Source organism: Pseudomonas azadiae (assembly GCF_019145355.1).
GTDB classification, from domain to species: domain Bacteria; phylum Pseudomonadota; class Gammaproteobacteria; order Pseudomonadales; family Pseudomonadaceae; genus Aquipseudomonas; species Aquipseudomonas azadiae.
In genome coordinates this window covers 1,335,542-1,346,370 of sequence record NZ_JAHSTY010000002.1, presented here as the reverse complement: position 1 = coordinate 1,346,370, position 10,829 = coordinate 1,335,542, and the positions used below count along the sequence as shown (strand labels likewise).

Annotated in this window: 6 protein-coding genes; 1 reads left to right on the top strand and 5 read right to left on the bottom strand. The window is 59.8% G+C overall.

Going from position 1 to position 10,829, the window contains the following annotated elements; all coding sequences use genetic code 11:
* Positions 1-324: 324 nt before the first annotated feature.
* The 3 genes from KVG91_RS22540 to KVG91_RS22530 all read right to left on the bottom strand — a co-directional run bounded on the left by KVG91_RS22540 (position 325) and on the right by KVG91_RS22530 (position 2,110).
* Positions 325-504 carry a hypothetical protein gene (locus KVG91_RS22540; protein WP_169376235.1) on the bottom strand — a complete coding sequence of 60 codons (180 nt, stop codon included), beginning with the start codon at positions 502-504 and terminating at the stop codon, positions 325-327.
* 156 nt (positions 505-660) lie between these two features.
* Positions 661-1,833: a lactonase family protein gene (locus KVG91_RS22535; RefSeq protein WP_169376234.1), complete on the bottom strand. Its 1,173-nt coding sequence runs from the start codon at positions 1,831-1,833 to the stop codon at positions 661-663.
* Complete coding sequence (locus KVG91_RS22530; RefSeq protein ID WP_169376233.1) at positions 1,823-2,110, bottom strand: DUF5629 family protein; 288 nt, start codon at positions 2,108-2,110, stop codon at positions 1,823-1,825. Before KVG91_RS22530 ends, KVG91_RS22535 begins: the two co-directional genes overlap by 11 nt.
* 503 nt (positions 2,111-2,613) lie before the next feature.
* On the opposite strand from KVG91_RS22530, the gene KVG91_RS22525 reads away from it, so the two are divergent.
* Positions 2,614-7,311, top strand: a complete 4,698-nt coding sequence (locus tag KVG91_RS22525) for a dermonecrotic toxin domain-containing protein (protein WP_225927041.1) — start codon at positions 2,614-2,616, stop codon at positions 7,309-7,311.
* Between the two features lie 52 nt (positions 7,312-7,363).
* On the opposite strand, the gene KVG91_RS22520 is transcribed toward KVG91_RS22525, so the two are convergent.
* Positions 7,364-9,739 (bottom strand): efflux RND transporter permease subunit, encoded by a 2,376-nt coding sequence (locus tag KVG91_RS22520; protein WP_169378569.1) that lies wholly within the window; start codon positions 9,737-9,739, stop codon positions 7,364-7,366.
* A 15-nt stretch (positions 9,740-9,754) separates the two neighbouring features.
* Complete coding sequence (locus KVG91_RS22515) at positions 9,755-10,795, bottom strand: WD40/YVTN/BNR-like repeat-containing protein (RefSeq protein WP_178115306.1); 1,041 nt, start codon at positions 10,793-10,795, stop codon at positions 9,755-9,757.
* Between the last annotated feature and the right edge of the window lie 34 nt (positions 10,796-10,829).

Sequence of the window (10,829 nt, the reverse complement as noted above, 5' to 3'; positions counted from 1 at the left end):
GCGGGGCGAGCCCGCTCACTACAGGCGATTTAATCCTGCACCAGGTCTAACAACCGCTCGCGGGCAATCTCCGGCTCGCCGTCCACCGATTGCACGGAGGACAAGATAGGGGCGGAATAAAGGACCAGGATAAGTGCCGCGAGTCGGAGTGCCATGCTGTCGATTCCAGGAGATAGGCGTCAATATTCGAGCGCCAAATTTAAACTCATGGCAATGTGATATCAATCATTTTATGCAGCCGATGCACAACGCCAAACCACTCGAACGAGCCAGGCTTCGTTCCAGTGGTTTGGCGTCTGCAGGTGTGCAGGGCTCAATCAAAGTTTACGGCTGGGTTTTATGATCCAGCGCGGCGTAGAAATTGGCGCTCTGTTGCAGGTATTTCTGGGTGTAGGCGCTGGTGCTGGATTTTTTGCCGGAGACTTCCACACTGGCCGCGGCCGGCAGGGCCACCGTGGCGGAAACGGCAGAAGCGGCGATGATGGAGAAAAGATTCAAGTTCATGGCGGTAACCCTCGTGTTCGTTAGGTTGAGTGGCCGGGGAAGGCCTTGGAACTCAACGTACGCCCGAGGGCTGAACCTTTGAAATGCTTTGAAACACTAGCCGCTATCAATAGAATTAATAGAAAGGCTCAGGCCCCGCTTCCCGGGGCCTGTGGCTTATTGACGCACCAGGAACTTGAGGTCGCTGGGCGCATCGATCGGCAATTTCTGCACGGTTTTACCGAGCAGGCCGGTTTCAGGGTCGCGTTCGACCACCACGATTTCATTGCTCTTCTGGTTGGCGATCAGCAGGAATCTGCCGCTCGGGTCCAGGCTGAACTCGCGCGGATGGTCGCCCTCAACGGAACGACGTTGCAGCTCCTTGAGGTGCGCGGTGGCCGGGTCAATACCGAACACCACGATGTGGTTGGCCGTACCGCGATTGCTCACGTACAGGAATTTGCCGTCGCTTGACGCATGCAGCGCCGCACCGGCCTTGTCGGACAGCGGCTGGCCGGCGGCGTAGTCCACCAGTTGGGTCTGGGTCAGTTGGCCGTCTTTGTAGTCGAACACCGCAACCTGGGCGCTCATTTCGGTGGTCAGCCAGGCATGCTTGCCATCGGCGCTGAACAACAGGTGGCGCGGGCCGCTGCCGGGCGGCAACTGCACCGAGACCGGGTTGGCCGGCGTCAGTGGCAGTTCGTGGTTGGCCTTGGGGTCGTAGCGGTAGGCGAACACCTTGTCGGCGCCGAGGTCCTGCACAAACACATATTTACCATCCGGCGAAGACACCACCGAATGCACATGGTTGGACGCCTGGCGCTCGGGGTTGACGCGACTGGCCGGGTGCCCGCTCAGTTGCACCGGGGCCGACAGCTTGCCCTCGGCATCGACCGGCAGCACCGCCAGGCTTCCACCCGGGTCTTCCACCACCGAATAGTTGGCGACGAACAGGTGGCGCCCATCGGCCGCCACGCTGGAATGGGTTGGCTCGTTGCCCAGGCTCTGCACCTGGTTGATCAGGGTCAGTTGATGATTGTGTGGGTCAATGCTGTAGCTGCTCACACGGCCTACCGCGTCTTTCTGGCCGGGACCATTCTCGTTGACCACAAACAGGTACTTCTGGTCCTCGGAGAGGGTCAGCCAGGACGGATTATCGGCCGTGGCCGCCAATACCGGCGGGCCCTGGAACCGGCCGGTGCGGCTGTCGAACTGCAGGCGGTAGATGCCTTCGCTGGTGCCGGCGGTGTAGCTGCCCACCAGCACTTCATACGTCTCGGCCGGTGCAGCCTGTACCGACATCGCACCGACACTGCCCGCCATCAGCAGGGGCCAGAATTTACGCATCATCCGCTTCGTCCTCATCGTTGTTGTTGTCGCCCTTGACCGCGCTCAAGCACACCAGGCGGTGTTCACCGTCGTCGTTGCTCAAGAGCCAGCTTTGCAAGCTGTCATCAAAGGTGGCGGCGCTCAGTTGATCTGGACTGAACGTCCAACGCTTGAGTTCCCGGCCGTCCATGCTTTCGATCAGCAAGTGCTGGTCAAACGTGAAGTCGAAGGCGTGCAGCCCGTCGATGATCAGCATGTCGCTGGTGGCAAGGGCGGTGGTCAGGGGGGTGGCGGTCATGGCAGTCGGTCATCTACGGGAAAGGCGCAATGATAGCCCAAGGTGCCACGAGCACTATCTGTTTCGCACACCGGCCGCTGACAAATACATCGAAACAAACGTGCGCAGCCTGCGTCGCACAACGCTTTTAACTGGGTCTGGCTTCGCATTCGAAACAGTTCATCACGCATTTTCAGTTTGATCAGGCCAAAGAAACAGTATTTTTCTGGCTTGGTCCTTACTCAACCTGCCAAGGAAGCGCTGCCGTGCTGTCGATCCATTCCGCCCCTAACCTCTTCACCGTTTCACCGTCTGCCACCCCCCTGCCCTCAGCCAGTCACCTGCCGGTACCCATGGAGCCGCCACCCATATCGGCAGGGTCCAGACGATCAGTCCAGCCGCCCTCCCGCCTCAAATTCCGACAAGCTCAACAGCCCCCGGCATCGCTGCCTGCCGATTCGCCTGCCCGACAGGTTGCCGACCAGTTCGCCACGCGCCCGACATTGCGCTCGGTGGTCGCAAAATTGCTGGACGATACGCTGAATCATCAATTCCCCTCGCTGAATTTCAACAGTGCCAATACGTCTCTTGCCGTGCCCAACGGCACTACGCCACTGCAGTATCGACTGACGCCATTGCTGGACCTGGCGCTTGAGCATCTGGCCGGCAGTGCCGAACTGGAGGTACCCAGCGATGCCAAGTGGGTAACGTCCGACTCCGGCACCAGCCTGCGGGTCGCCGATGTCACCGGCAATAGCGCGGACCTGCTGGACAAACACTTCACGGAACTGGCTATCCGCAGCCTGCGCCCCAACCTCAAGGCCGCCTATGCCGAAGCGTTGAGCCACTATTGGGGCCAGGATACCTTTACGGCAACCAGCCGTTGGGGGTGGCTCAGTGATACGCTCAATGACACCCTGCGTATTGGGGGCCTCAAGCAACCGGGCCTGAACGCCCTGCAACGCGAAACCCTCGACCAGATCACCCGTTACCCTGACGCCACCGAACGCCATCGTGTCAGCGGTGAGTCTGCCGCTCAGGTGTTTATCGTCGACACGCATCTTAAACAGGGCGGCCAGACGTCGACGTTTCTCAGCCCCGACCTGTTGATCACCCGCAAAATAGAGGGGCACACGCAGGTATTGCATGCAACCGCCGCAGGGGCTATCACGCCCTACGCTTCACTGCAGGATTTCGCCGCGGGGTGGGAGCGCCAGCTCAGACAATCGTTCAAGTTCGATCACCTGACCTGGAAACGCCGAGCGCCAGGCGGCAATATTTTCGACACCCAGGCGGCGGTTATTCTTGACCGGCAACTGCAGAATCTGGAAGCGATACAGCTACCGGCCAAAAGCAGTGTGAGCGACCTGGAACAGCTTTTTTCCCAGGCCAGTGATGCCGCAGTCTGGTTCAATAGCGCGTCAACCCTGCCGGCAGACCAGCAGCTACGATTGCAACGCAACATGCCGCAATGGCTGACGACTGCCAGTGCAGCCGAGCAGTTCACCTATCGGCGCCTGACCCTCGCACTGGCAAGCAGCGTGCAGCGCAATCACGGGCGCACCTTTCTCACGGATATCCCCGATATCCGTACCTACGCCGAACAACAGCTCAACGCCCAACTGGCACCCAAAGGGTATACCGCCAACGACCTCGAAATCACGTTCAAGGTACCGGTCGGCAGCCTCGGCAGCGGCTACATCGAACCGGTTAAAATGAGCCTGGTGGACATGGCCCTGGAAAACCTGGCGGGCTTGCCCAAGGGCGCCATGGACATCCGTCTGCGTGGTCAACCGGTAACGGATCCACAGCTGCCGCAAATGCTCAAGGACCTGATCAGCCAGGTCGATATCGGTAAGCACTACCCCGCACTGCTCAATCAACACCTGCTCAGTAGCACCGAAGCCACTCGGGGACGCGCTGCGTTGTTCAGCGAACAAGTGCCCTTGCAACTGGCCATGCGGGCCATGGAACTCAAGCTCAAGGGCGAGGCTGGCATCACTGACAAGGGTTACCGATTCGTCGAGGCCGTCACACGGCCCGGCAGCGGCCCACGCGAGGTAGACGGCCAGGAAGTCACCATGCGCCCCCTGGCATTCCTGCGCAAACCTGGCGCAGCGCCGGATGTGGTCGCGAATATGTTTCTGATAGAGCCTCAGGACGCTGCCCGCGGCCCACACCTGCTCTACCGCCCGCAGTTGTCGCCATCCTTGCAGGAATTTGCCAGCCGTGAAGCGCTGCTCGCCGCCATCCAGGCACCTGGGCCGCTGCAGCAAAGCGTTCTGGCGTGGATGCCCGACGCCAACACACGTGCGGTCTATGGCAACGGCGGTTTCCACACCCCGCACACTGCGCGCTACGGTGTCTTCAATGAATTCGATGCGCCCGCTACGCCTGCTCCGACGACCTTGGCTCTCGACGGTTATGACGCTGCCGAAACACTGCGCAAGGATTTGCTCGACGGCAAGCTTATGCAGCACTTGTTCAACACGAACGCCCAAAGCCTGGTGACCCTCGCCGAGGGTCAGTCCACCACAGACGCTCAGAGCCGGTGGGCGTCGCATAAGGAGTTGGGCTGGCTGCTGTTCAATACCCTGCTTCCCGTCCTGCGCGGCCCGGGTGCGGCGGTCGGCTGGCTGACGCAATTGGCCAGCGTCGAAAACGATATCCGGAGCGCCAGCGACCCGAATACTTCAGACCCGACGGCGGCCATGGTGGACCTGCTGGTCAATGTCGGCACCCTGTTGAGCCAGGCCACACCCGGACGGCCACCGAAACGTTCTGTGGGCAACGTGCCGTTTGCCCAACGGCCGGAAGTCTCCATCCCGTTACAACGCCCGGCGGGAGACACATCGCAGTCACCTCAAGTATTGGTCGAGCAGGATACAGCGGTGGCGGCCGAGAGCCTGTTCAACAGTGACCAGCCATTCGACTTCTCGTTTTCCAGCCCCCACGGGCTGAGTGACACCCAACATGCCTATATAGACACCTTCAGCGTGCCCGCCCCGTCCGAGGCGGCGACACCTGTTCGCAGCGGTGCCACCGAAGGTCTCTACCTGATAGACGGCAAACTGCACGCGCGCGTCGAGGGTCGCTGGTTCCGGGCGGCAAGCGATCTTGATGGCGTGTTCGTAATCGATGGGCAGAACAAAGCCCGCACAGGCCCGCCCTTGAAACGCGGTACTCAAGGGCGCTGGAAATTTGATACGAGCCCTAAACTCAGGGGCGGCATGCCCAGATCGGCCAGCCGGATGCGAGCTACGGTCGACCGCAATAAGGAACTGAGCAATGCGATGCTGAAGAACTACGCCGATGAGGTGACCACCATGCGCCCCGCGGTGATTGCCATGGAAACCGCCGATGAGCGTGTGACGGAGACCGAAGAGGCTCTGCATAAATCGGACAAGACCCTCAGGACCCTATGGGGGCTGGTCAACAGCAGTGATCGCGCCGCAAGCTTCGCCATTCAATATCAACAGGAACTGAAGAAGAACCAGAGTCTGAATCAATTGCTGAAGATCCGCTTCGAGGAGTATCAAAAACACGTCGACGTCATGATTTCTCACAGGAAGAAAGCGATCCAGGCGCTGACCAGCGACAATCCGAACATGAAGTTCGAAGTATTTAAAGAGCTGCGCGGGACGGAGTATCTGGCTATCGCCGAAGTACTGCGCTCGCTGGCGACTGACTACCTTTACATCGGCGACGAGTTTTCCCACACCAGCGCGGGCGAACCGATCACGAAGCTGATAGAACAAACCCAGCGTAACGACCCGAAAGCCTATAACCGTCTGGTTGAAACCCTGGCTGATCGCGTCCAACGCCTGGAGCGCATGATAAAGGCCAGCGATGCGTATGCCACATTTTTGAGGCAGTGGAAAGACGAGTCGCCCGCGAGCAAAAAACAGGCTGAGGCGTTCATAAAGGAAACCTCACAGCCGCCGGCCAACCAAGGGTTTACCGCAAGACTGGAACGTTTGAGCACGCTTCGAGAACTGAGTATTGACCGTCACATGGATACACGCTCGCCCGAGGAAGCGTTTTTTCGCATGCGTTTCAACCAGGCTGACCTGAATACCGCCGCGCTCTCACATATCGAACTGCAGGAACACGAAGGTTACACAGCCGATGACCGTATCGCCGTACTGAGCAACCTGATCGATAAATACCAGGATGAACTCAACAACACACAGGCGCTTCAGGACATCGGTCCTGACAGCGTTCGGCCCTACTATGGCAAACGCTATATCGAATGCCTTCAGGAGGTGATTACTCAAGCCCAGGCCGAGCTGGCCGACCTGGTACGGGAACAACAGCAGCTACCTGCGTTGGTCCCTGCTCGGAAAAACCGGGCGCACAAATCAAACAACAAGAAGGTGTTCAAGACCCGCGACAAGCAGACCCTGGTAGGTACCTTACGCGACAAGCGAACAGCGCAAGACATTCCAGTCATCGATGTAATCGACACCCGCACAGGCCAACCGCTGACGAGCTACAGCTGGCACCAGACCGAGAAGGAATGGGTGCAGATCGTCGAGGCTCGCCCCATTGCGCCAACGCCCGCCCCTTCGACCAAACCGCTGTCGGCCTACATCGCTGATGCCAGAAAACTGATGAACGAGCAGGCAGGTATCGAACGCTCCATTCAATTTCAGAAAAAGAAACTCGATGACCCAACACGTCGCGAAACGGTCAACCCTCGCGACTGGAGCGACATGCTGGAAGCCCAGGCCCATAACCTCGAGCAAGTGGCGCAGCAAGCCCACGTCAACCACGGTACCAGCGGTGAAACCGATGCCTTGGTCGAGACTTGGCGCAAGGCCGCCAAGGGCATGCGTGAGCGCGCCATCATGCACCGTTGTGACGGCTACCTGCGCCAATCGCCGCGAGCAGAAAATATCGACTACTTGTGGACCCACGAGCGCGTCGATATCGGTTTGGTCACCCGGGGTAAACTGCTCAAGGGCGGTGACTACCTTACGGAGTACGCCATACGCGAAAAAAACGGGCTCAACACGCTCTGGTATGCGCACTTCCACTATCCCACCCCAACCACAGCGCGCAGCGACTACAGTACGGCACACATCAAGCTGCCCGAGCAGCGCTTCCTGACTCAGAAGGACTTGGTAGAAAAAGCCGGACGCAACAACCAGCACGTTGACAGCATCGTGCGCGCCAAAGTAGAGCCGCCACTGGATCAAAAACTGTTTCTGAAGCTCTGAACACCAAAAAGCGGGAAGCCTATTGGCGTCCCGCTTTGGCTACAGGCATGGCTCAGTGGGCAAACAACGAATTGCCCTTCTGCCCCGCCAGTTTCTCGGGTTTGATCAGGAACCGCGCCAGCGCCGGCAGCAGCCACAGCGCGCCGAACATGTTCCACAGCAGCATGAAGGTCAGCATCAGGCCCATGTCGGCCTGGAACTTGATGGCCGAGAAGATCCAGGTGCACACGCCGATCGCCAGGCACAAACCGGTGAACAGCACCGCCTTGCCGGTGGACTTGAGCGTCTGGTAGTACGCCTCTTGCAACGGCAGGCCGGCGCGCAGAAAGCTCTCCAGGCGGCTGTAGATGTAGATGCCGTAATCCACGCCGATCCCCACGCCCAGGGCCACCACCGGCAAGGTCGCGACCTTGACGCCGATGCCCATGAACGCCATCAGCGCGTTGCCCAGCACCGAAGTCAGCACCAGCGGCAGCACGATGCACAAGGTCGCCGCCCAGGAACGGAAGGTGATCATGCACATGGTCGCCACGCACAGGTACACCAGGATCAGGATGGTCAGCTCGGACTCCTTGATCACTTCGTTGGTGGCCGCTTCGATCCCGGCATTACCGGCGGCAAGAATGAATTCCAGGCCATCCTTGTTGTTTTCCCTGGCGAAGTCCTGCACCGCATGCACCGCACGGTCGAGGGTTTCGGCCTTGTGGTCGTTGAGGAACACCAGTACCGGCGCCAGGGAGCAGGTGTTGTTGTACAGGCCGTCGGCACGGGCGATGGAATTGTTCAGCACATCCGGGTTGCGTGACAGGGTCTCCCATTTCAGGTTGCCCTCGTTCATGCCCTTGATCATTTGCTTGGACACGGTCACCAGCGAGATCGCCGACTGCACGCCCTCGGTGTTCTGCATTTTCCACATCAACTGGTCGATGGGCGCCATGGCTTCATAGCGCGAGCAGCCTTCGGCCTTGGTCTTGACCATCACCACCAGCACGTCGGAGCTGGTGGAGTAGTTGCTGATGATGAAGTTGTTGTCTTTGTTGTAGCGCGAGTCCGGGCGCAGCTCCGGCGCGCCCTGGTCAAGGTCACCGATCTTCAGGTTCTGGCTGTACCAGAGGCCGCCGCCGAAGGCGACCAGAGCCAAGAGGATCGAAACCGGTGCGACCCTGGCGCTGGCGAACTTGGACAGCAGGCGCCAGAACGGATGCTCGCGGTGCGCGTCTTTCTTGCTGATGGCAATGGCACGCTGGCTGATGCCGACATAGGAGATCGCCACCGGCAGCAGGATCAGGTTAGTGAACACAATCACCGCCACGCCGATGGACGCACCGATGGCCAGCTCGCGGATCACGCCGATGTCGATGATCAGCAGGGTGATAAAGCCCACTGCGTCGGCCAGGATCGCGATCATCCCCGGCAGGAACAATTGCCGGAACGTGCGTCGCGCCGCCGTCAGCGCATTGTCCGCCTCACTGGATTGCAGCGCGATACCGTTGATCTTCTGCACGCCGTGGGAAATACCGATGGCGAAAATCAGGAACGGCACCAGCATCGAATAGGGATCGAGGCCAAAACCGAAGAAGTGCATCAGCCCCAGTTGCCAGATCACCGCCACCAGCGTCGTGCTCAACACGGCGATGGTGCTGCGCAGGCAATGGGTGAACCACAGCAGCAACACCAGGGTGATGACGAACGCGATGCCGAAGAACAGCACCACCATCACCAGGCCGTCGATCAGGTCGCCGACCTTTTTGGCGAAACCGACGATATGGATTTTTACGTTGGGGTTCTGCGCTTCGAATTTGTCGCGAATCTTGTCTTCGAGCTCATGGGAAAACTTGCGATAGTCCAGGGCCAACAGCTTGCCCTGGTCCTGCGGGTCCGGGTACGACTCCAGCAGCGGGATATCGACGATGCTCGATTTGAAATCGTTGGCCACCAGGCGCCCGACCTGGCCCGACTTGAGCACGTTGTTACGCAGTTGATCGAGGCTTTGCGGCGAGCCGTTGTAGCTCTGCGGGATCACTTCGCCGCCGGCAAAGCCTTCTTCGGTCACTTCGGTCCAGCGCACGCTGGGGCTCCACAGCGATTTGAGGCCCGAACGGTCGACGCCGGAGATGTAGAACACCTCGTCGTTGATCTGCCTTAGGGTTTCCATGTATGACTGGGTAAAAATGTCGCCGTCTTTGGCTTCCACCGAAATGCGCACCGTGTTGCCAAGGTTCGCCAAATCGTTGCGGTGCTCCATCATCTTCTCGATGAAGGGGTGCTTGAGGGGGATCATCTTTTCAAAGCTGGTGGACGGGCGAATCAAGGTCGCCTGCCAGAACAGGAAAATACTCACCAGCAGGCAGATGACGATGACCGCCGGGCGGTTGTTGAAGATCAGGCGCTCAAGAAAGGTCGCTTTATCGTTGTGATGACTGCTCATTCTTTGCCCGCCTTCTTATTGTTTTGTCGGTTCGGCGCCAGCCGCTGTCGCGACGCGCACGCCGCCCTGCCCGACCAGAATCAAGTTGCCATTGCCCGCCGCTGTGACCGCCGAGAGTGAGATACGGTCCGGGCGGTTGAACACGCTGAAGGTCTGCCCGTCGTCGCGGCTGACCACAACGCTGCCGCCATTGCCGACGACGACGATGGCGCCATCCTCCAGCAAGGTCGCGCCGGACAGACCAAACTCCAGCGCTCCCCGCGCCGCATTCAATTCGACCTGCTCCCAGGTGCCGCCGAAATCCGCGGAACGGTACAGGTTGCCGCGCAAGCCATAGGCCAGCAGGGTCTGCGGTTGAGCGGTGCCGATCACGCCGAACAGCGAGCCCTCGTAGGGGCCTTCGAGTTTTTCCCAGGTCTGGCCGTCGTCGCTGGAACGGAACATGCTGCCCTGCTCGCCGACGATAAACAGGCCAGCGTCCTTGATGTGGGCGATGGCATTGAGGTGATACTGGTCTTCATTGTCGAGGCGGTCGCTGACGTCTGCCCAGGTTTTGCCGCCGTCGATGGTTTCGATCAATGCACCGTAGGCGCCCACGGCCAGGCCGTGGCTGGCGTCGTTGAACCACACATCGAGCAACGGGGCTTCGCGCTTGAGGTCCTGGTATTGCTGGGTCCAGGTGGCGCCGCCGTCGACGCTGGCGAGAATTTGCGCATCGTGGCCCACCGCCCAGCCCTGCTTGTCATCGACGAAAAACACCGCCGTGAGCAGTTGCCGGGTGGGGACTTTGGCTTGGGTCCAGGTGTTGCCCTGGTCATCGGAATAGAGGATGTGCCCGCGATCGCCGACCGCCACCAGACGCTTGCCGGCATGCACCACGTCGATCATCAGGCCTTTGACGGCCTTGGGCGATTCAATCGCAAACGCAGGCGTTGCGGCGGTATCGCTGGCTGCCAGTACCGGTGTCGACAACGCGCCACCGATCAGCAGCGAGAGCGCTGTGGCCAGCAACGCAACCTTGCGTGCGGCGCGTGGGCGGCAAACAACCCAACCCATGACAGGCTCACTCATAGACCTTTCTCCCATTTAT